The following is a 17,641-nucleotide window of genomic DNA, read 5'->3' on the forward strand; positions in this document are numbered from 1 at the left end:
CTGTTAATCCCATAGATTGATCAGTTGTTGCGCGGTACGCTTGGCGGTAGCCGTATCCGGCATATTGACTGCTGTTCCTTGCTGCAAAATCGGCCCCTGCGCGGCCAATCCGGGATTCATCGTGTACACCTCTTCAACGCGCGATGAATCAACGCCGAGTCGATAACACAATGCGTCGAGTGTTTCGTCGGTTTGTGCGATGGCGATATTGCTCATATCAGCTCAACTGTCGTGTGGGGACGGTTTAATATTTCCGTAATCGACCAGTTTGCGTCCTGTCTGTAACTTGCCGCGGTATCCATGCGTGGATCGGTGTGTGTCCTGCTTTGTCCTTCCCGTCGCGCAGGCCCTGTCGCGTCATAGTCCCGATAACGATCCAGAATTTGCGCATGTGCCTCGGCATAAACCGCCCGCACATAATGTCCGACCAGTCCGCCGGGTGGCATCCATGAATAGAGCGTGACGTCACTCAGAGTCTGCGGGATGGGGGTCTGCGGGGGATTCTTGCTAAAGAAGCGGGCACGCCATGCTTCCAGAACCCGGTTGGTAATCGACATCGCTGCGCGCAGTGCCGTTTCAACGCGGGCGTTCGTTACGGTGTCGGTAATACGGTGTACCGTTCTAAAGTCGTTGGGATCAATGTCAGGCCAGAAGCCTGTATTAGCGATAATGGTTTCAGGCGCTCGTGGCCCTGATCCGCCAATGGCGATAAAGGTGCTGTCTGACATTCTTCCCCCCTCACGAGCAGCTCACTTGTGTCATGAGCTGCCCGCTAATTTCCTGCGTATCAGCAGTGCTTTTTAACGAACGCCGCTGCGTCATCAAACGTCTCACGGGTAAACTTGTCCGCCGCAAGTTCAACGATGGAGCAGACATTGCTCAATGCTTTTTCAATACCGGCATTGATCTTTTCCTGTACCTGCTCTTCGGTGTAGCCCATTAGGGTCGCGCTATCCTCCGGAGTGGCGACTGCTTCATGCTGCTCGCCAGAGTCATGGCTTTCTTCTTGCGCATTCTGCGCATTGGCATTGGCTTGTTCTTCCATGGTGTGTCTCCTGAATCGACTGAAAATCGTGTGCATTGTCATATCGCCTATAAGTGGACGGGTGGTTCATCGTTGGCATGCAAGCTGTTTCGCTTCGTTGCGTCCGATGAGGCCCGTCCGTCGCGGGGCGACTCGGTTAATCAGACTGTTGTCTGCGTTGTTTATCGGCCTTGGCCATGAGCTGCTTGCAGCCGGATTTCGGATTAAATGCCAGCGCCTGTGTGAAATGTCCGTAAGCAGTGCCAGGTTCATCATCAGCAAGGGCAACAACCCCCAGTGCTTTCTCCAGCTTGGCGCGCACGGGGTCCACGATGCTCTGTTGCGCCATCATGGAGTGGAGACGTTCAAGCATTGGCCGAGCTGATACATCAATGTCGCCATTGATGTCAGTCAGCTTTTCGATAGTGTCTTCCGTGATGAACTCGGCAATCGTGCGTTGATGAGCATCGGGGCTTTCGAGCTGATGGCGTAACGCGTACTGCGCCATGTCGAGTGCCTTGTCGATATCCCCGGCATCGAGCGTCCAAACGATTAGTGTCGAAAAGAGTGAATCCGGCTCGCCGCTGTCATGCGCCATGACGCTCTCGATATACGAGGCGTATTTCGGCAGTAACAGTCGCTTGGCATCCTCTTTTTCCTTCACTGAGCGGATGGCTTTCAGCAGGCGCTTGTCGTTGAAAAACTGTTCATGCATTTCATCCAGTACGCCGCCATAGTCATGGCTTTTTCGGGTAGCGCTTTGCGCTACCTCGAATTTAAGCCGGTGTGCTCTGGCCGGTGTCATCATTTCCCTCCGGTATTACCACTGGTGTCCGTACCGTTGGTATTTCCGGGTGTTGCCCCCGTTGTTCCCGAAGCTGCCGGTGTCGACGTATCACCGTCTTCTGCCTGCGTTGCAGCGATCCCTTGCTGTGCCAGACTGGATGACCCAGATGCTTGATCACCTTTCAACGTGATGCCTTCAATCAGACATGCCTTACCATACTGCTCGATCACATAGGCATCGTTGGAGGAGTCGAAATACTCGACAGCAGAGCGGCGCGGGTTATCGATAACAAAGCTTCGGCGTGCGCCTTTCTGGTAATAAAGCGATAGGTTGTTGAGACTGGTGATCAGTGCTGTCCCATCGGGCATGAAGGGCACCTGAACAGCAGGTAATCCACCCATACGTTTCTGACTCATAATCAAATCGACGGCGACACGGTCGCGCGGCTCTTCGTAGTTGTTGATCAAGGGGAAGTACTTGTCTGCCATCAGGCCACGCCCCACGATGACGACCAGTGTTGGGTCGTCACGGAACCATGGATCAATCAGCTCGTTGGTGGCGTCATAAATGAGTGCATCCAGTGTCTTGTACCCGGTGCTCCCTCCGACGGTCACGTTACTCAGGACGCGCTCGGGTGCGTTATTCCGAACCTGCTGCAGCCAGCCAACATTCAAGTCCTGCAACAACCCATTTTTGCTGCGATCAGACTGTAAGGCTGCCGAGGTACCGTTCCAGCCAATCATGATGCGATCCAGTGCTTCGCGCTGGATGACCGACTGGCGGACAAGCCGCTGGAAGTTTCCTTGCAGCGCCCAAGCATCCAGCGTGTTCCATGAAATACGGGTGTCAAAGTCTGTGGGAACACACTCATACAGATTGCCGATCAGATCGGTCATGTCGGTAGTGACACGCTCACTTTGTGAGGTATCCGTGCGGCTGGCGATCGTACCGGAAATACCCACTCCGACCTTTTGTCCCTTTTGCGCAACAACCGGCAGCATATTGATCCGTTTCAGGAAGGCGCTGGACTCCTGAATTTTTTGCTCTAGTTTCTGCTGTATTGCAGGAGATACCGAGTAGCTCTCGCTAATGCTGGATACCCCGTTGAGCCGCGCCTGATCGGCAGAAAACTTTTTAAATTGTTCGCGTGTAATCTGTTCCATTGAATGAACCCTTAAGATGAATGCGTGTGATGCCGAGTGCCCGGTGATTAATAATCGACGGTGTCTTCTTCGGGCTTGGGTTGGCCCGTAGCCAGTTGTCGGCTGAATTGTGTCGCCGGGGTGTTATCGAGCTTTTCGAGCAGTGCCCGCACTTCACCCATCCCCTTGGAGAGGGTCAGTACTTCCGCCTTGATCAGGGTGAATTCATCGCTGGAGGCTGCCTTGTCCAGTTTGGCCTGTAGCTCTGCATTGCTCTGCGCCAGCACTTCCAGCGCTTCCCGGATTTCCGCATTTTCCTGTGCGTACTTTTGTGTCTGTTTTTGCGTGCCCAGGAGGATATTTTTCACCTTGTCCAGCACGCTAGTAGATTCAGGCTTATGCACGTCTTCACTGGCAAACGCGGTCGATAGTTCCACCAGTTCAGAGTGCAGGTTGTCCGGTTTTTTCTTCAGATAGACCAGTGGCTTGTCTTCATCCCGAAGGCCTGCCGAAAACTTGAGCATTTGTGTGCCGATGGAGGCTGGGCTATCGGTTGCAGCCAGACCAATCAGATAGGCTTTACCTGAACCTCGGAAGTTGGTGTCAATCTCACAGGACGTGAAGATTTTTTGACGATCCTTGCTTAGCTTTTTGAGCGTTGACGTCGGATCAATGGTGGCGATCAGGGTTTTATTCCCTGCGGAGTCGGTTCCTGTTGAGAGCGCAGTGACATCTCCCAGTGCGGAAAATGGACCTTCTGGCGTCATCCCACGAATGTGCTCGCAATTTACCCGTGCGGCGTAAACGTTTGGGTTGTAATCCGCTGCCATCTGATCGATCCACTCGGGCTGGATTTCGCGCCCATCCGTGGTCGCCCCTGCTGTCGCCACTACAAACTGTTTACTCATTGATCGCCTTCTCCTGGCCCTGTTTGAACGGTATTGGCTCCTAGTGGCTGACAGGGTGGCGATCATTGACACAATGGGCGAGTGATTCACTGTGTAAGAGTTATGTGTCACAGACAAAGGCGGGCGAATGCCGGGCAGGCGTTAGTTACGCTGGCGGCATGAAAACATCGACTCCTGTTACTCCGTTAACTACGCCACCCCGCTCACAGGCCAAGCTTCTTTATTGGCAGGGCTGGAAAGTGGCTGATATTGCGACTCACCTCAATGTGTCGTCCGATTCCATTTATTCGTGGAAAACGCGTGATAAATGGGATGACTCCACCCCGGCTGATCGCATCGATGCGGCGCTTGAAGCGCGTATCTGTCAGCTGATTGCGAAAGAGTCCAAGTCAAACGCCGATTACAAAGAAATGGACGCCCTTGGGCGTCAGTTCCATAAATTCACCGGGGGATCGGGTGGCAAGGAGATTGCCGCAAGTGGGGAGGGATCGCGCGGCACCGGTGAACGTCCTCGAAAGGCCAAACTGTCTAAAAACGAGATAGGCGATGATGGGCTCATTGCTCTACAGGACGCCTTTCACGATTCGCTCTTTGACTATCAGCGGGAGTGGTACCGTGCGGGTAATAACGAGTTCATCCGCAACATACTGAAAAGCCGACGTATTGGGGCGACGTGGTACTTTGCTCGCGAAGCCATTCTCGATGCCTATGAGACGGGCAAAAACAAGATATTTCTGTCAGCATCGAAACGCCAGGCGCTCACTTTCCGCCATGATATGGCAGCCTTCGTAAAAGAGGCGACTGGCGTCATTCTTAAAGGCGCTGAGGAAATACACCTGCCCAATGGAGCGGTTCTTCAGTTCCTTGGAACCAATACTGCAACGGCACAAGGCTATGGCGGTGACTTGTTTGTTGATGAATATTTCTGGATCAAGAAGTTTGCCGAGTTTCAGCGCGTTGTATCTGGTATGGCGGCGCACAAACAGTACCGTGAAACGTATATCTCAACACCTTCCACCGTCACCGCCGAAGCCTATGGCTTTTGGAATGGCGATGATTTCAATGCACGGCGAGCAAAGAAAGACCGCGCCCTTTTCGATGTTAGCCATCGTGCATTAAAAGATGGCCAGCGAGGCCCTGATTTACAGTGGCGTCAGATTGTGACTATCCACGATGCGCTGGAACGGGGGTGTGATCTCTTCGATCTTGAACGCCTGAAAATGCGCTACTCCGATGAAGCATTCGCAAATTTGTTCGAATGCCAGTTCATGGATGATTCGCAATCGGCATTCCCGCTCTCACTGATGATGCAGTGTCTGGTCGATAGTTACGAGGCATGGTCAGACGTTAAACCGTGGGCACAGCGGCCTTATGCCAATCGCCCAGTGTGGATTGGATATGATCCCGCGGGTGATGGCGTATTTAGTGACGGTGCAGGTCTTGTCGTGATTGCCCCGGCGCGCAGTAAGCGTGAGCCGCATCGCATTATCGAATCCCATCGCTTGAATGGCAGTGACTACGAGACACAAGCCAATTTCATTCAATCCATGACCGAACGTTACAACGTTGCGCATATAGGTATTGATACCAACGGGATGGGGGAATCTGTCGCTCAGCTCGTTGAAAAATTTTTCCCCGACGTCTCCCGCATTCTCTACTCGCCTGAAAACAAAACAGCCATGGTTCGTCAGGCCCAGCACATTATCAAGCAGGGGCGCTTACAGCTCGATTCTGGCGATCAGGGTATTGTCTTGGCTTTCAAGGCCATTGCACCGACGGTTACCAACGGTGGACGTCTTACTTACAAGGCTACGCGCTCAAGTGAGCATGGCCATGCGGATCTGGCTTGGGCCACGCTACATGCCCTTCAATTTGAACCGCTCGACGGCCCTGATGAAGGGAATCGTCGTAGCACACTGGAGTTTTTCGACTGATGAGTACAGAGACAGCAAGCACGAACGGTGCGCAGATCAAGAGTTTTACCTTTGGTGAGCCCGTCCCTGTGCTCAATGCGTATGATGTGGTTTATACCGGTATCTTGTCGATGGGTGATACCTACTTCGAACTCCCCGTCGATTTCTTTGCCTTGTCGCGTCTCTATAGAGCCACCCCGCATCATGGGTCGGCCCTGCAGATCAAACGTAACCTATTGAAGAAATATTTCATCCCGCACCCTCTCCTGTCTCGCCAACAGTTTGAGGCTCTCGTACAGGATTTTCTGATCTTCGGTAACTGCTACCTGGAGACGACGCGATCCAAACTGGGCTCCATTTTGTCCATTAATCCTGCACCTGCCCGGTACGTGCGACGCGGGGCAGATCTAGTAACCTACTACTGGCTCAATCCGCTCATGATGGACCCAATCCCGTTTCCAGCGGGGAGTGTTGCACACCTGATGCAGCCCGACATCGATCAGGAGGTTTACGGTGTCCCGGATTACATGGGTATTTTGCAGTCAGTCATGCTTAATGAGGCGGCGACCCTGTTTCGACGTCGGTATTATGAGAATGGCTCACATGCCGGGTTTATTCTGTACGTGACAGGGGAAGAGCAAAACACCGAGGATATTGACGCTATCCGTCAAGCGTTACGCGATTCAAAAGGGGTGGGGAATTTCCGGAACCTGTTCCTGCATGTTCCGAAGGGTCAAAAGGATGGCGTACAGCTTATTCCGGTAAGTGACGTGAAGGCATCGGATGATTTTGCGGCACTCAAGGGGACAAGCCGTGATGATCAGCTGGCTGGCCACCGCGTACCTCCACAACTCCTGGGTATTGTTCCGACGAACAATGGCGGCTTTGGCAGTATTTCAGTCGCGGCGCAGGTATTCATTGAGAACGAGATTGCACCGATCATGGAGTCGCTTACAGAGCTGAATACCATGATTGGCGAAGAGGTAATCCGTTTTCTGCCATTGCCGACACCTCAACCAACACCGCCTTCACCGCAGCCGGCGGCTTCCTGATATGCAAAGACCGCCTCAACTAGGCGGTCTTTCTCAATACACCAGCTGCCCCGGATCTATACCTAGAGCTTTCGCAACTTTTTTCAATGTTTCGTTTCTGGGGTTATCTGTCTTTTCTATTGCCGAGAAATTGGCCTGTGACATCCCCAAGCGTTCTGCCACTTCCTTTTGTGTCAGCTTCAGGTATTTCCTCCATGCTGCAATAGGTGTTATGTCGTTTAGCACCTCCAGCTCCATTACTTCTTGAGGGATCGTCTTTTCCTCTTTATTCAGCATCCCAATATACTCATCGTACGGCATGAGAACATAGAGAGGATTGCCTGCCTGATCGTTCAGTATTTGCGTTTCAATAGGTGTGTTCATCGCGCTTTTTAACCTCTTCAATGTTGACGATTTCTACCGCGCCATTCCAGTTGAATAAAATTCGATAATCGCCGACTCGTAACCGATACCCATATTTGTGGTTTTTCAATGCCTTTACATTTCGTGTCGCCGGCATGTCTTGCAACGCATGTGATGCCAGGATGATTTTTTTCCTTTTATCGGAGGCTATTTTTTTAACCTGTTTGGCCGCTTTCTGGCTCCACTTAACCTCATTGCTCATCATACGTTCCCTGTCACATATTTATACATATTATACTATATTTTTTATTTTTATCAATAAAACACGATTTATTTTATCCCTCATTTTCCCTCTTATAATCCCGTCCATTAAGCGCGATCCAGACCCGCTACCGCTGTACCACCCTCTTGTTTTTTCCACGCTGATGGACCTCTCAACTGCCGCAGCGTGCGCGAATTTTTTGCCCGTTTTGCGCAGTTGCCCCCCGCGCCTGCGTTTTCCGCACCCCCCATTTTTTCGTGCACGCGATTTTTTTGCGCAACGCAGCGCTCGCGCGGCCTTCGACGCGATTTTTTGAAAAAAATTTCCGTGCAAAATCGTGCATTTCCGTGCAATTTTAGACGCAAGCCTTTTCAGCGCTTTTGGAGGTATTAATGAAACAATTTTCGTCTCGCGTAGATTCTATTTTGAATGGTCAGTTTTCCGACCCGACTCTCCGTGCCATTTTGAGGCGATTCACTCAGCGCACTGATGTTGTTCTTTTTGAGCGTGAAGATTTCAAAGAACGTGACTACTGGATACTTAAAGGTCAGCTTGATCTCGTGAGGTATTCACTTCTTGCACCGTCAGCTTCAGAGTTTTATATCTCTACTGCCGATGGTTATCGTGTAGGTACTTACCTAATTCGCTATCTTCTGGACGAAATGTCGGCAGCAATTGAAAGCAAGTGGCATCGCATTCACGATCAGGACTAACCTTTTCACTATGTATCCGAAACCGTTCGTTTTCGTACATATTCATCTACCAATGTACGAATATATGGTATTTTAATTTCGTACCAATTTTATTTTTATAACACCGTTTTCGTACAGGCTCATCATGTCCCGTGTCTTTGCATATTGCCGCGTTTCGACTGTCGGCCAAAATACCTCAAACCAACTTCTGGAAATTGAATCCTCTGGCTTTTCCGTTCAGCCTCAACGAATTATTGAAGAGAGTGTCAGTGGCTCCAGCCCTGCTTCAATGAGACCTGGCTTTATTCGATTAATCGATAGGATGGAATCTGGTGATGTTCTGGTTGTAACAAAACTTGACCGCTTGGGCCGAAATGCCATGGACGTACGTCAGACAGTTGAGAGGCTCTCTGATCTCGGCATTCGAGTACATTGCCTAGCCTTAGGAGGTGTCGACCTAACCAGTGCCGCCGGGAAAATGACCATGCAGGTACTTTCTGCGGTCGCAGAATTCGAACGTGATCTTCTTATTGAGCGTACCCAATCCGGTTTGGCACGAGCGCGACAAGCTGGAAAGAGGTTTGGCCGGCCTCCTTCTCTTAACCCTTCTCAGAAGCAAGCCGTGCTCGATCGGATTGCCGATGGTACGAGCATTAGCGCAGTTGCGAGAGAGTTCTCGACCACACGTCAGACGATCCTTCGGATTAAAAACAAAAAACCTTGAATGTGAATGTTTTTAATAGTTTTTAAACTGGTATACAATATATTTTCAATATTGAAAACGAGATTCGCAATATGATTCTTGCTATTGGAAACACCAAAGGGGGAGTTGGAAAAACAACCCTGTCTATTCAGCTCTCTATTGCTCGCGCTCTGTCAGGCAATGATGTGTGGCTTGTCGATGGCGATCGCCAAGCTACAGCCAGTAGCGCCCTAAATATTCGGAACGACGATTTTCCAGACAGAGCCATCTCATACTCAAAATATGACGGCGGCAAGGAGCTTTTCCAGCAGGTTAAACAGCAATCCCCTAAATATGATGACACTGTCATTGATGTCGGTGGCCGCGATTCAAGTGCTCTTCGTTATGCACTGATGATAGCTGACTCACTTATTGTTCCTTTTGCACCGCAGTCTTTCGACGTGTGGGCTCTTCAGGATATAGCCGAGCTTGTTTCCGAAGCCAATGACCTTAGGGATATTCCTCTTCGGGTTCATGCTCTTCTTAATCTTGCAGACCCTCGCAAATATTCAACCGATAATATTGATGCTTCGCGTGCGGCTAAAGACGTTGCTGGTTTTGATGTGATCGATATCCCTGTTGTTCGTAGAAAAGCCTATGGGAACGCGAGCAGCCAGGGTTTATCTGTTCTTGAATACCTGCCTCGTGACGCCAAGGCTATTAGTGAAATAAAGAAAGTTGAATCTATTGTATTTTGATACGTTTTCAATATTGAAAACGTATTCCAACAATATTATTTTAGGTGTTTTATGGCTATTGTAAATAGACGGGATAAATCCATACAGTCACGCGTTGAAGCTTTTACTGAAGGTGCTCCTGACGGGTATAAAGGAAGGGAAAAATCTGCTCGCAAGGGTGTCGCCATGGGGAACAAAACGCAGATAAGTTTAACTATTTCCCCAGATCTGCTCGATCGGGTTGACGATAAAGCCCAAGAGCTTGGGATGACGCGCGCTGCTTTCATTACCATGGCATTGAATCAGACTCTTAAGTCTTGGTAACCACTGCTATGGCTGGCCACCCAGCTATAGCTCCATTTTCATTTGTTTTTCGTTCGATATAGAGAACTTGAAACCGACAATACTTCTACCTTTTTTTAATGACTCCATTGCAACCTCGATATCAGTCCTTTCATTCACTTCTTTGAGCGCCGGTTCAAGTACCCACCTTTTAAGATCTTTAACATTTTTATATTTTTCAGTTATATCAAGCATTTCCTTGATACGTTCTAATGAACACTCACGGTTATTTGTCTTGGAAAACTGCCGCATTAACTCGTATATTCGAATAGCATAAAAGCTGGTTAGACCGCCTATCTGACGCAATTGATAACTAGTGAACTCTTTGTTCAGCAAGCTTAAGTGAGGGGCCACTGTAGGAGAAAAACCAAGCTCTACGCAACCTGTACCTTCCTTGTACTTAACATGGAATACCCATCTCATTCGCTCTACAACTTTCCCTCCCTCATAACGCCTCACATCTCGATTAAACAACCTATTTGATGCTTCTTTCATCGACTCATAAGCATGCCGCAGCTCCATGCCAAATATGTCTGCAAATCGCTCCGCGTGTATTGTTATATATCCATCTTTTGGCATCGGACGGCGCGAATCAATCATTGATGCTGCACACAGGACTAGCCTTTTCTCATTCAGTGTTAGTGTGTGCGATGCCTCAATCAACTTGTTTGATTGAGTTACCTTATTCTTATCCATTTATTCATTAACCCCTTAAGCCGGGATCTCTCCCCTTTTCCAATAAAGGGAGAATAATACACCTCCTCCCTTTATCAAAGTGTGGGCAATAATCTATTCTATTTTTTCATTTCTGATTGTGGATAACAGCCGGAATCTCTCCCCTTTAAAGCCGGAATCTCTCCCCTTTAAAGCCGGAATCTCTCCCTTTATGTACCGGAATATCTCCCCTTATCTTTAAAATAATTATTTATAATCAACAACTTACGTGACTGAAAACAGGGGTTAAAAACAAGAAAAAACAAGTATTAAAAAGGGGATAACTACATTTATATTTTCTTCTCTGCTTGTTTGATGGTATTGCCGGAATCTCTCCCCTTATCCTGTTTGGCCGTATAGCCATTAATCTTACTTTACCGTAGGTATCCTATGGTTCACTTTAAAAAAAGGCCCAGACGCTAAATCCGGGGCCCTCTCGATCATATTTGATCTCAACCAATCAACAACTCACCAGCGCTTTTTGGCCTGTCGTTCCCACCCACGCTATACGAGACCTTAATCTCCTTCATCGGCAAACCTTTGAATGCCTCGCGAATATCTGGGTGATCATTGATGCTAACGAGCATCCTGCCTTTAATCGATCTCATCAGTGATGCCATCTTTTCATACTGCTCAAACTCGAAGGGCACACCATACCCTTCTGTTTGCCAATAAGGGGGGTCGCAATAGAAAAGGGTATGAGGACGATCATATTTCTCAATACATCGATCCCAGGGCAGGTTTTCAATATGCACATTGGTTAGTCGTTGATGCATATCGACCAGATCGTTTTCCAACGTCAACAGATTAAACCTGGGCTTTGCTGTCGTAGCTGTTCCAAATGCTTGTCCCTCCACCTTGCCACCGAAAGCCAACTTCTGAAGGTAAAGGAATCGAGCTGCCCGTTGGATATCGGTCAACGTCTCAGGTGGAGTACCTTTCAACCATTCCCACTGCTGTCGTGATGTCAGTACCCATTTATACTCTGAATACAGAGCTTCCATGTGGTACTTCACTACGCGATAAAGATTGATCAGGTCACCATTGATATCATTAAGAACCTCTACGTTCGCAGGTTCTTTCATGAAAAACAGTGCTCCTGCTCCGCAGAAGGGTTCAACGTAACAGGTGTGTTCAGAAAATGTTGGGAGAATATGTTTGGCTAGTCGGCGTTTTCCGCCGATCCAAGGAATGATAGGTTTTGCCACAATGGTATCCATGAGTTTTTGCGTGTTAATATGCACGCCTCCTTGCGCTAGGAGGGCGGGCCTTGTCGTCTCACGAGCTACCATCGTGTGGCGGGTACGCAATGTGTTTCCGCACATTCCGTTCGCCCGTCTTTAACCAGTTAAATTGTCTCATTTCACTTCCGTACCTTCTTTATCGCTCTTGTGTAACAGAGCACCGCTACACCTATATTCCTTTTGTTTTCCAATGCTCGAATCGTGATCTTATGGACTGCAGCATCCTCACGGCCCCAGGGTTACCATCTATATCTGCTCTGGACTTCACATTGCATGCTCTTCTGATCCAATCAGCCGCATCTTCTGTGTTATGAGTACCATCAGCGACGTTTGCTCCCCACTTATGGCGTGCCCGTCGGTCTAGGTAGAGCCTAAAAAGTGGATCTCCACACATGATTCCTGCAGTGCGTGCGAACCGCGTTCCCCGTTGACCTCTGTTTTTGAATTGCATGGCTAATTTCTCTTGTTATATCAATGTGTTCTTCAAGTTCCTTAACGGGAATATCGCCTTGAAATAATTTGTTGATTTCTTCTCTGCATGATCCGCTAGTAAACGTCGTTTTATACCTAGCAACTAGCATTAGTGGTGTACCCGTTTCTTGTGTTCTCTCATGCTTTGGCAATCAACACATCTTCGTGCAAATGGCAATGCTTTGCGGCGTGCTTCTGGTATGTCCTCACCACAATCTATACAATCCCCTGTATGCTCTTTTCGTTCGTACCTACGTCGTACGCTCAATACTCTGCGCAGTGTTTCTTCACTACTGGCCTGTGCTCTATCTGCAAAATCTGCCATTACAATATTTCCCTTAGTTCTCGTATATTTTCTTTAGGTACAGGTATCCATGAATCGCTATTCCTGTAGCGTTCCCAGTCCTGATTTACCTCATGCATATGTTCTTGCTCTGCCAAATATTCTGGTGATGTTATAAATTCCCTGAATGATGCCTGTTGCTGCTGTATCTCTGATTCTGAGAGCACCCTAGGCTTACTGATCTGTTTCATGTGATAAGTATCGAGTAGATAATCGTCGATCTTCTCGGCTGCTCGCCATGCGGGCAGTTCTTCCCATCGGTTATTGACCTTGATTCTGATACGTTCGAAAGCATCCACGATTGGTTGTCCATAAGGCCGCGTACAGTTATTCACATGAATCCAAGGCGAGCCTACGGCCCGCTTAACCCCAACCCCATCGCCGCTGGCAGCGGCTTTAAACCCGGATTCAACATCGCCAACTTCACGGCGATGCTTTACCTCCCACTTATTGAACAGGGTCAGGTATTCATCACCCAGAATGGTAACGCCATAGGTTATCTTCAGAATTTCACCGTATTGCCCCCTTGCGATGCCGTCGGCTCTTTCCAGATCCGCTTGCTCTGCTGTCCATGCGTGTGCCGGGCGATCCTTTCGCGGAATGGCTGGGCCGCCCATGAGTTGAATAAACTGATCCCACTGGCCAGCGTCACAGGCCTTGATGAGCTTTTCTGTAAATTCCTTGTGCGTCGGTTCGTAATCAAAAGCGAGTTGCCACTGTTTAAATTGTTCCTGTGTGCGTTCGTTGATCTTCCTTAGGTTTCGCCAAATCGTGACAGACGGCTGGCCAATAAACTGGAACTGACGAATACCCCACGTGGCTGCCCACGCAACGATGCGCAGCGCAGCACTGGCCATATCAAAACCGTACTTATCAACGTCACCGTCCTTGGTATGTCCCACACCCTTGCCGACATACTTCGCCAGATAGGAAACGGCGCCGCCTTTCTCTTGAACGATCTTTTCCGCCTTGAAGCGATATTCCTGGGCACCTTTTTCGTCACCGTCTTCACGCAATGCATAGTCATGCAGCACCTCGGTTACGTAATCCTGATATTCCGGCTCAACCCACAGCATCATGTGCCAGTGAGGCGTTCCGTCATGGTGAGGCTCAACTACACGCAGCCCATAGATGCGGATTTTTTCGCGTGAGAATTTTGCGCGGACTTTTGCCCATAGATCTGTCAGGTACTGATGGGCATCTCTCGGGGTGGCTCCGTTGTATTTGTGGTTCATTTTTGCTGTGGCTGCATGAACACGGTGGTACTTGCTGGGGCAGGTCCATGTAAAGAAAAGCCCCTGATGCCCCATACGCAATGCCACGGTTTCTGTGTCGCGGATTCGCAGCATCATCTCTGAATAACGATGTGATGGGTTGGCTATGCCCAGCTCTGATAGTTCAGCCAGGGTGTACTGTTCGCCGTGCTGATTGATGGCGACGAAGGCTTCCAGCAGGGCGTTATTACGTGCCTCCTGTGATCGACGGCGGTGAATGGTTAGATCACTGGCGTAGATCCCTGCGCGCTTATGAACACGTCCCAGCTCTCGCATAAGCTGTTCAAGACGTCGCCCTGACAGGACACGCAGGCGACGCCGCCACCAACGTGAACACATGAGTCGTAATAGACGAGAGGTCAGCGAGAGCGAGCCTGACGGCGCCTCTATGCCGTGCTTGTGACATAACCGTTCACCGACTTCGATAGCCTTGCGCATACCGGCTGTACGGGCCAGATTGGCGATGCGTTGCATGTAAAGGGCTATCACTCCTGTTTGTATAACTGGCGTGATCAGCGACCCTGTATGAGGCGCGAAGTGGAACATATCCATGTCTTCGCCATAGGCTTTAGCGCGGGCAAGCTCGACGATACGGGCCTGCGCAACGGCATGATCGACCAGCGCATCATCATCGTGAGTAACGTTCCATGGGCCGCACAGGAGGCGCGCAGGTATTTGGCGCAACCAGTTGTTGGCCTCCCGATACCCAGCTCGCTTTTTGCGGGCGATCTCGACGTAAACGCGGGCCAAGTCCTCGGCAATAAGCGGAAAACGATCAAAAATAGCAGTTCTAAAGGTATGACATTCACGGGTGCCGAAAGCGCTTGCCTGCTTTATATAACTGTTGTTGCTCATGCCATGCTCTCAATCATTGCCAAAAAGTGCTTTACGCTTTCCATGTCGCCGCTATCCAGCGCTTCACGCGCCTGACGGGCTAAATCGCTTGTCTGGCAGGGGGCTTTTCGTGAGTAATCCATAAGATCACTGGCGAAAAGACTCATGCGCTTAATGGCGTCTCTGATAGCTACTGTTTCCCGATAGCTGTATGCGTCCATGCCTTCCATGAGATGAGTGGCAGACAGGCCTGCTGACTGGAGCACGACAGCACGCTCACCTTTATTCATGCGCTTCCATACGTCGGCCAGATCCGTGGGCGTAGCGCGCTCACGCAGCTCATCGCGCAGCGCTACAAAGCGCTGGCGATGTATTGTCATTCCATGAAGTGCTGTTACTGAGGACATCGTGATTAGTGAACGGTGGCGACATCGTGGCCATCAAGACCAGTTGCAAGCATCAGAAGATCATCAAGGGGGACATAGACGACTTGTTCCGGTGTTTTCACAACGACCAAACGGCTTGTGCAGTGGTCTACATCGATAAATGAGCGGCTATTCATGCAGCGAAGTTCTGCCCAGGCGACCATGGCAATATGTCGAGCACGTGCTTCACTCAACTGCTTTTCTTCAATCAAACGGTTCACACAACCGTTGATACAGCCCTCCACGTCTCCTGTTTCGGGCATGCTTAAAAGATAGGTGCGAGCAGCATCCTCGGGCGTCATTTTTGTGGTATCGCGCTGGATGGTATTGATCGTTTTGGTCATGATGTTTTCCTGTTTTTGAGACGAGTTTGGAGAGCACGCCTAATAGGCGCGCAAAAAATCATGTGTTAATCAGGTCGTGCTAGGTCTTTCGTGCGGGTATGACTTGCAGCTCTTCTGCAATAGTGGCCAGCTTCAGCATGTCGTTTCGACCCATGTTGTAGAGTCGGGCTTGGAAGTAATTCAGGCGAGCCAGCTCTTCTTGGTTTTCCTGAATATCGTCGCCGAACATGTCAGCCTTGAACTTCTCCATCTGTTTTTTGCCTGCCCATTCCTTGACGTAGTCAGTAACAGGGAGATAAACAGCTGCTTTCATGGCGTCCGGGTGATCACTTGGAAATGCGATGGAGACGTGTGAGATATCGAGATGCCCTCGGTATGTACATTCCTGGCATTCACCCATTGCCCGGATAGTTGTTGATGACACCTTGTGGCTTGTCCGTATGCGGAAGAAACCACCGCAGAAGGGGCATGCCATACGTAGCCGATTGTTTCTGTCGTCTTCTGCGCAGGCGGCAGCATTACTGTCCTTTTCAGGACGGCATTTTTCAGCGTCACCCAAATTTTTCAATGATGCTTGATTCACTACGTTTACCTCTGACGATTCGAATGGCTGCTTACGGACTTCGACTTACCACGGGTCAAACTATTTTCCCCTCCTTCATGCCCAGAAGGATTGCGGCGCGGCGTGCTTCTCCCCATTTCCCTTTGATTCTTCCCGCAAGAACGTTTGACACAAGAGATTGATTCAAATCATGTTCTTTACAAAAAGCAGCAATCGTTTTTCCTTCTGAAAAAAGTCGCTCTCTAGCCTGTTCAATCGACAGTAAAACGGCCATTATTTAAATTCCTTAAAAAATTTACTTTACCCACTTATTTTATAAACAATCTTTAAATTGTCAACTCGGTATTTAACGAATGAACAAATTTGGTGACAGGATTAGAGCTGAACGTAAGAGGTTAGGCCTTTCGCAATCTGAGATTGCTCACATTGGTGGTGTCACTTATGCCACTCAATCTAATTATGAAAATGACAAACGAATCCCCGACTCTAATTACCTATCATCCCTCTTGTCAGCCGGTGTAGACGTCATGTTTATCCTTACAGGAGGACAATCCAGACTTCCTGAGGCCTGTAATGATATTTCTATCCCTCTTTATGACGTGTCTGCTTCCGCTGGAGCCGGTTCGGCCGTGTTAGCTGAAGAGGTTCATACCTATTGGAACATCACAACAGAAGTTGCCAGGCTTTTGGGGCTGCGTGGAAAAAGCCACATTGGGGTTCGAGTGCGCGGGGACTCAATGGAGCCGACTCTCATGGATAATGGCTGGGCCATTATCAACTGCGATGACACTGAAGTTGAGCGAAGTGGAGTCTTCGTGGTTCGGTGTGGTAATGAATTGCGTGTTAAGCGTATCCAGCCATTAATGAGTGGTGAGCTGATGCTGATCAGTGATAACAAAATGTACAATCCAGAGACCATCAACCTAAATACCAATACTGACATTGGTGTGCTTGGACGTGTTGTTTATCAGCTTGGAGAGCTGAAATGATCATCGGCGTTTTTATTTACATGATTGTCATGTTTTTACTTGCTCTATGGCTGTGCACACGTATATATCCCGCTGCAAGACAGCAAGGTCATTCTTTTTTTATTGCTGTCATGAGCAGCCTGTTTTCTTCCTCTTTCTTAGTTGCGCTTTCGTATGTAATCCCCTTGTTTATCTGGTTTTCTATGTATTAGAAACTTGTTAAAACAGAAAAGGCCCAAAAGGGCCTTTTCTGAATACGTGCAGTATGAATCGTTTTTTCTATAAACCTTGGTCCTCGCAGGTCTGCATCTGCTGCACGGCAAATATCATTTCAGCGTTAGTCTTATCATCTTGTGTTTTATATACGGGCCTGTCGTAGGCCATACTTGCAATAGCTTTTTCCATCGAAAACATAATATTAGCCGTCATATCATTACTGCTTTCTTCAGATTCCGCCTTGTTTCTTGCGATATCTATATTCTTCATCAACCGTTGTTCGGGCTCGCCATTTTGTCGGGCAGTCATTGTTCCCATTGCCATTTTTCCAATTGCCTGGCATTGAGGAGAATACTGACTTTC

Annotated in this window: 24 protein-coding genes; 7 read left to right on the forward strand and 17 right to left on the reverse strand. The window is 49.0% G+C overall.

Translation table 11 applies throughout. The features are described 5' to 3' along the window. Nucleotides 1-3: 3 nt before the first annotated feature. From LMG33818_RS12750 to LMG33818_RS12775, 6 genes are all read right to left on the reverse strand, one after another. A complete protein-coding gene (locus LMG33818_RS12750) occupies nucleotides 4-216 on the reverse strand; it encodes a tail protein X (protein WP_442323776.1) in 213 nt (70 codons plus the stop codon). Then, nucleotides 213-728, reverse strand: a complete 516-nt coding sequence (locus LMG33818_RS12755; RefSeq protein WP_442323777.1) for a head completion/stabilization protein — start codon at nucleotides 726-728, stop codon at nucleotides 213-215. The genes LMG33818_RS12750 and LMG33818_RS12755 overlap by 4 nt, the downstream gene beginning before the upstream one ends. 59 nt (nucleotides 729-787) lie before the next feature. After that, a complete protein-coding gene (locus LMG33818_RS12760) occupies nucleotides 788-1,045 on the reverse strand; it encodes a hypothetical protein (protein WP_442323778.1) in 258 nt (85 codons plus the stop codon). 136 nt (nucleotides 1,046-1,181) lie between these two features. Beyond that, complete coding sequence (gene gpM / locus LMG33818_RS12765) at nucleotides 1,182-1,829, reverse strand: phage terminase small subunit (RefSeq protein WP_442323779.1); 648 nt, start codon at nucleotides 1,827-1,829, stop codon at nucleotides 1,182-1,184. Continuing rightward, nucleotides 1,829-2,974, reverse strand: coding sequence for a phage major capsid protein, P2 family (locus tag LMG33818_RS12770; protein WP_442323780.1), 1,146 nt, complete (start codon nucleotides 2,972-2,974; stop codon nucleotides 1,829-1,831). Before LMG33818_RS12770 ends, gpM begins: the two co-directional genes overlap by 1 nt. A gap of 47 nt (nucleotides 2,975-3,021) precedes the next feature. Continuing rightward, nucleotides 3,022-3,861, reverse strand: a complete 840-nt coding sequence (locus LMG33818_RS12775) for a GPO family capsid scaffolding protein (protein ID WP_442323781.1) — start codon at nucleotides 3,859-3,861, stop codon at nucleotides 3,022-3,024. A 104-nt stretch (nucleotides 3,862-3,965) separates the two neighbouring features. Between LMG33818_RS12775 and LMG33818_RS12780 the strand changes: the two genes are divergently transcribed. Together LMG33818_RS12780 and LMG33818_RS12785 are read left to right on the forward strand one after the other, a co-directional pair. Further along, on the forward strand, nucleotides 3,966-5,795 hold the full coding sequence (locus tag LMG33818_RS12780; protein ID WP_442323782.1) for a terminase large subunit domain-containing protein: 1,830 nt from the start codon (nucleotides 3,966-3,968) through the stop codon (nucleotides 5,793-5,795). Then, a complete protein-coding gene (locus LMG33818_RS12785; protein WP_442323783.1) occupies nucleotides 5,795-6,826 on the forward strand; it encodes a phage portal protein in 1,032 nt (343 codons plus the stop codon). The genes LMG33818_RS12780 and LMG33818_RS12785 overlap by 1 nt, the downstream gene beginning before the upstream one ends. Nucleotides 6,827-6,859: 33 nt before the next feature. On the opposite strand, the gene LMG33818_RS12790 is transcribed toward LMG33818_RS12785, so the two are convergent. Both LMG33818_RS12790 and LMG33818_RS12795 read right to left on the reverse strand, forming a co-directional pair. After that, a complete protein-coding gene (locus LMG33818_RS12790) occupies nucleotides 6,860-7,189 on the reverse strand; it encodes a helix-turn-helix domain-containing protein (protein ID WP_442323784.1) in 330 nt (109 codons plus the stop codon). Then, the gene (locus LMG33818_RS12795; protein WP_442323785.1) at nucleotides 7,173-7,430 is read right to left on the reverse strand and encodes a type II toxin-antitoxin system RelE family toxin; all 258 of its coding nucleotides are present in this window, start codon (nucleotides 7,428-7,430) and stop codon (nucleotides 7,173-7,175) included. The genes LMG33818_RS12790 and LMG33818_RS12795 overlap by 17 nt, the downstream gene beginning before the upstream one ends. Nucleotides 7,431-7,822: 392 nt before the next feature. Between LMG33818_RS12795 and LMG33818_RS12800 the strand changes: the two genes are divergently transcribed. The 4 genes from LMG33818_RS12800 to LMG33818_RS12815 all read left to right on the forward strand — a co-directional run bounded on the left by LMG33818_RS12800 (nucleotide 7,823) and on the right by LMG33818_RS12815 (nucleotide 9,865). Beyond that, nucleotides 7,823-8,143, forward strand: a complete 321-nt coding sequence (locus LMG33818_RS12800) for a hypothetical protein (protein WP_442323786.1) — start codon at nucleotides 7,823-7,825, stop codon at nucleotides 8,141-8,143. Between the two features lie 124 nt (nucleotides 8,144-8,267). After that, the gene (locus LMG33818_RS12805) at nucleotides 8,268-8,846 is read left to right on the forward strand and encodes a recombinase family protein (protein ID WP_442323787.1); all 579 of its coding nucleotides are present in this window, start codon (nucleotides 8,268-8,270) and stop codon (nucleotides 8,844-8,846) included. Nucleotides 8,847-8,917: 71 nt separating this feature from the next. Next, nucleotides 8,918-9,562 carry an AAA family ATPase gene (locus LMG33818_RS12810; protein WP_442323788.1) on the forward strand — a complete coding sequence of 215 codons (645 nt, stop codon included), beginning with the start codon at nucleotides 8,918-8,920 and terminating at the stop codon, nucleotides 9,560-9,562. Nucleotides 9,563-9,613: 51 nt separating this feature from the next. Continuing rightward, nucleotides 9,614-9,865, forward strand: coding sequence for a hypothetical protein (locus LMG33818_RS12815; RefSeq protein WP_442323789.1), 252 nt, complete (start codon nucleotides 9,614-9,616; stop codon nucleotides 9,863-9,865). Nucleotides 9,866-9,889: 24 nt separating this feature from the next. On the opposite strand, the gene LMG33818_RS12820 is transcribed toward LMG33818_RS12815, so the two are convergent. The 8 genes from LMG33818_RS12820 to LMG33818_RS12855 form a co-directional block, all read right to left on the reverse strand. Then, complete coding sequence (locus LMG33818_RS12820; RefSeq protein WP_442323790.1) at nucleotides 9,890-10,579, reverse strand: replication initiation protein; 690 nt, start codon at nucleotides 10,577-10,579, stop codon at nucleotides 9,890-9,892. Nucleotides 10,580-11,049: 470 nt separating this feature from the next. Then, nucleotides 11,050-11,817 (reverse strand): DNA adenine methylase, encoded by a 768-nt coding sequence (locus tag LMG33818_RS12825; RefSeq protein ID WP_442323791.1) that lies wholly within the window; start codon nucleotides 11,815-11,817, stop codon nucleotides 11,050-11,052. A 604-nt stretch (nucleotides 11,818-12,421) separates the two neighbouring features. Continuing rightward, entirely contained in the window at nucleotides 12,422-12,637 is a 216-nt protein-coding gene (locus LMG33818_RS12830; protein ID WP_442323792.1) for a TraR/DksA C4-type zinc finger protein, read from the reverse strand. Beyond that, complete coding sequence (locus LMG33818_RS12835; protein ID WP_442323793.1) at nucleotides 12,637-14,784, reverse strand: replication endonuclease; 2,148 nt, start codon at nucleotides 14,782-14,784, stop codon at nucleotides 12,637-12,639. The genes LMG33818_RS12830 and LMG33818_RS12835 overlap by 1 nt, the downstream gene beginning before the upstream one ends. Next, complete coding sequence (locus LMG33818_RS12840) at nucleotides 14,781-15,143, reverse strand: hypothetical protein (protein ID WP_442323794.1); 363 nt, start codon at nucleotides 15,141-15,143, stop codon at nucleotides 14,781-14,783. The genes LMG33818_RS12835 and LMG33818_RS12840 overlap by 4 nt, the downstream gene beginning before the upstream one ends. 32 nt (nucleotides 15,144-15,175) lie before the next feature. Beyond that, nucleotides 15,176-15,532 carry a hypothetical protein gene (locus LMG33818_RS12845; RefSeq protein WP_442323795.1) on the reverse strand — a complete coding sequence of 119 codons (357 nt, stop codon included), beginning with the start codon at nucleotides 15,530-15,532 and terminating at the stop codon, nucleotides 15,176-15,178. Between the two features lie 79 nt (nucleotides 15,533-15,611). Beyond that, the gene (locus tag LMG33818_RS12850) at nucleotides 15,612-16,115 is read right to left on the reverse strand and encodes an Ogr/Delta-like zinc finger protein (RefSeq protein WP_442323796.1); all 504 of its coding nucleotides are present in this window, start codon (nucleotides 16,113-16,115) and stop codon (nucleotides 15,612-15,614) included. A 55-nt stretch (nucleotides 16,116-16,170) separates the two neighbouring features. Continuing rightward, nucleotides 16,171-16,368, reverse strand: coding sequence for a hypothetical protein (locus LMG33818_RS12855; RefSeq protein WP_442323797.1), 198 nt, complete (start codon nucleotides 16,366-16,368; stop codon nucleotides 16,171-16,173). Nucleotides 16,369-16,447: 79 nt separating this feature from the next. On the opposite strand from LMG33818_RS12855, the gene LMG33818_RS12860 reads away from it, so the two are divergent. Further along, nucleotides 16,448-17,083 carry an XRE family transcriptional regulator gene (locus LMG33818_RS12860; RefSeq protein ID WP_442323798.1) on the forward strand — a complete coding sequence of 212 codons (636 nt, stop codon included), beginning with the start codon at nucleotides 16,448-16,450 and terminating at the stop codon, nucleotides 17,081-17,083. Between the two features lie 258 nt (nucleotides 17,084-17,341). On the opposite strand, the gene LMG33818_RS12865 is transcribed toward LMG33818_RS12860, so the two are convergent. Then, nucleotides 17,342-17,641: hypothetical protein (locus LMG33818_RS12865; protein ID WP_442323799.1), on the reverse strand; the 300-nt coding region annotated here is incomplete at its 5' end.

This window comes from Cernens ardua, from assembly GCF_051251085.1.
Taxonomy (GTDB): Bacteria; Pseudomonadota; Gammaproteobacteria; order Pseudomonadales; family Halomonadaceae; genus Cernens; species Cernens ardua.

Coding starts and splice junctions, on each gene's coding strand:
- LMG33818_RS12750 (WP_442323776.1), bottom strand. CDS start 216: ATGAGCAATATCGCCATCGCACAAACCGACGAAACACTCGACGCATTG.
- LMG33818_RS12755 (WP_442323777.1), bottom strand. CDS start 728: ATGTCAGACAGCACCTTTATCGCCATTGGCGGATCAGGGCCACGAGCG.
- LMG33818_RS12760 (WP_442323778.1), bottom strand. CDS start 1,045: ATGGAAGAACAAGCCAATGCCAATGCGCAGAATGCGCAAGAAGAAAGC.
- gpM (WP_442323779.1), bottom strand. CDS start 1,829: ATGACACCGGCCAGAGCACACCGGCTTAAATTCGAGGTAGCGCAAAGC.
- LMG33818_RS12770 (WP_442323780.1), bottom strand. CDS start 2,974: ATGGAACAGATTACACGCGAACAATTTAAAAAGTTTTCTGCCGATCAG.
- LMG33818_RS12775 (WP_442323781.1), bottom strand. CDS start 3,861: ATGAGTAAACAGTTTGTAGTGGCGACAGCAGGGGCGACCACGGATGGG.
- LMG33818_RS12785 (WP_442323783.1), top strand. CDS start 5,795: ATGAGTACAGAGACAGCAAGCACGAACGGTGCGCAGATCAAGAGTTTT.
- LMG33818_RS12790 (WP_442323784.1), bottom strand. CDS start 7,189: ATGAACACACCTATTGAAACGCAAATACTGAACGATCAGGCAGGCAAT.
- LMG33818_RS12795 (WP_442323785.1), bottom strand. CDS start 7,430: ATGAGCAATGAGGTTAAGTGGAGCCAGAAAGCGGCCAAACAGGTTAAA.
- LMG33818_RS12800 (WP_442323786.1), top strand. CDS start 7,823: ATGAAACAATTTTCGTCTCGCGTAGATTCTATTTTGAATGGTCAGTTT.
- LMG33818_RS12805 (WP_442323787.1), top strand. CDS start 8,268: ATGTCCCGTGTCTTTGCATATTGCCGCGTTTCGACTGTCGGCCAAAAT.
- LMG33818_RS12810 (WP_442323788.1), top strand. CDS start 8,918: ATGATTCTTGCTATTGGAAACACCAAAGGGGGAGTTGGAAAAACAACC.
- LMG33818_RS12815 (WP_442323789.1), top strand. CDS start 9,614: ATGGCTATTGTAAATAGACGGGATAAATCCATACAGTCACGCGTTGAA.
- LMG33818_RS12820 (WP_442323790.1), bottom strand. CDS start 10,579: ATGGATAAGAATAAGGTAACTCAATCAAACAAGTTGATTGAGGCATCG.
- LMG33818_RS12825 (WP_442323791.1), bottom strand. CDS start 11,817: ATGGATACCATTGTGGCAAAACCTATCATTCCTTGGATCGGCGGAAAA.
- LMG33818_RS12830 (WP_442323792.1), bottom strand. CDS start 12,637: ATGGCAGATTTTGCAGATAGAGCACAGGCCAGTAGTGAAGAAACACTG.
- LMG33818_RS12835 (WP_442323793.1), bottom strand. CDS start 14,784: ATGAGCAACAACAGTTATATAAAGCAGGCAAGCGCTTTCGGCACCCGT.
- LMG33818_RS12840 (WP_442323794.1), bottom strand. CDS start 15,143: ATGACAATACATCGCCAGCGCTTTGTAGCGCTGCGCGATGAGCTGCGT.
- LMG33818_RS12845 (WP_442323795.1), bottom strand. CDS start 15,532: ATGACCAAAACGATCAATACCATCCAGCGCGATACCACAAAAATGACG.
- LMG33818_RS12855 (WP_442323797.1), bottom strand. CDS start 16,368: ATGGCCGTTTTACTGTCGATTGAACAGGCTAGAGAGCGACTTTTTTCA.
- LMG33818_RS12860 (WP_442323798.1), top strand. CDS start 16,448: ATGAACAAATTTGGTGACAGGATTAGAGCTGAACGTAAGAGGTTAGGC.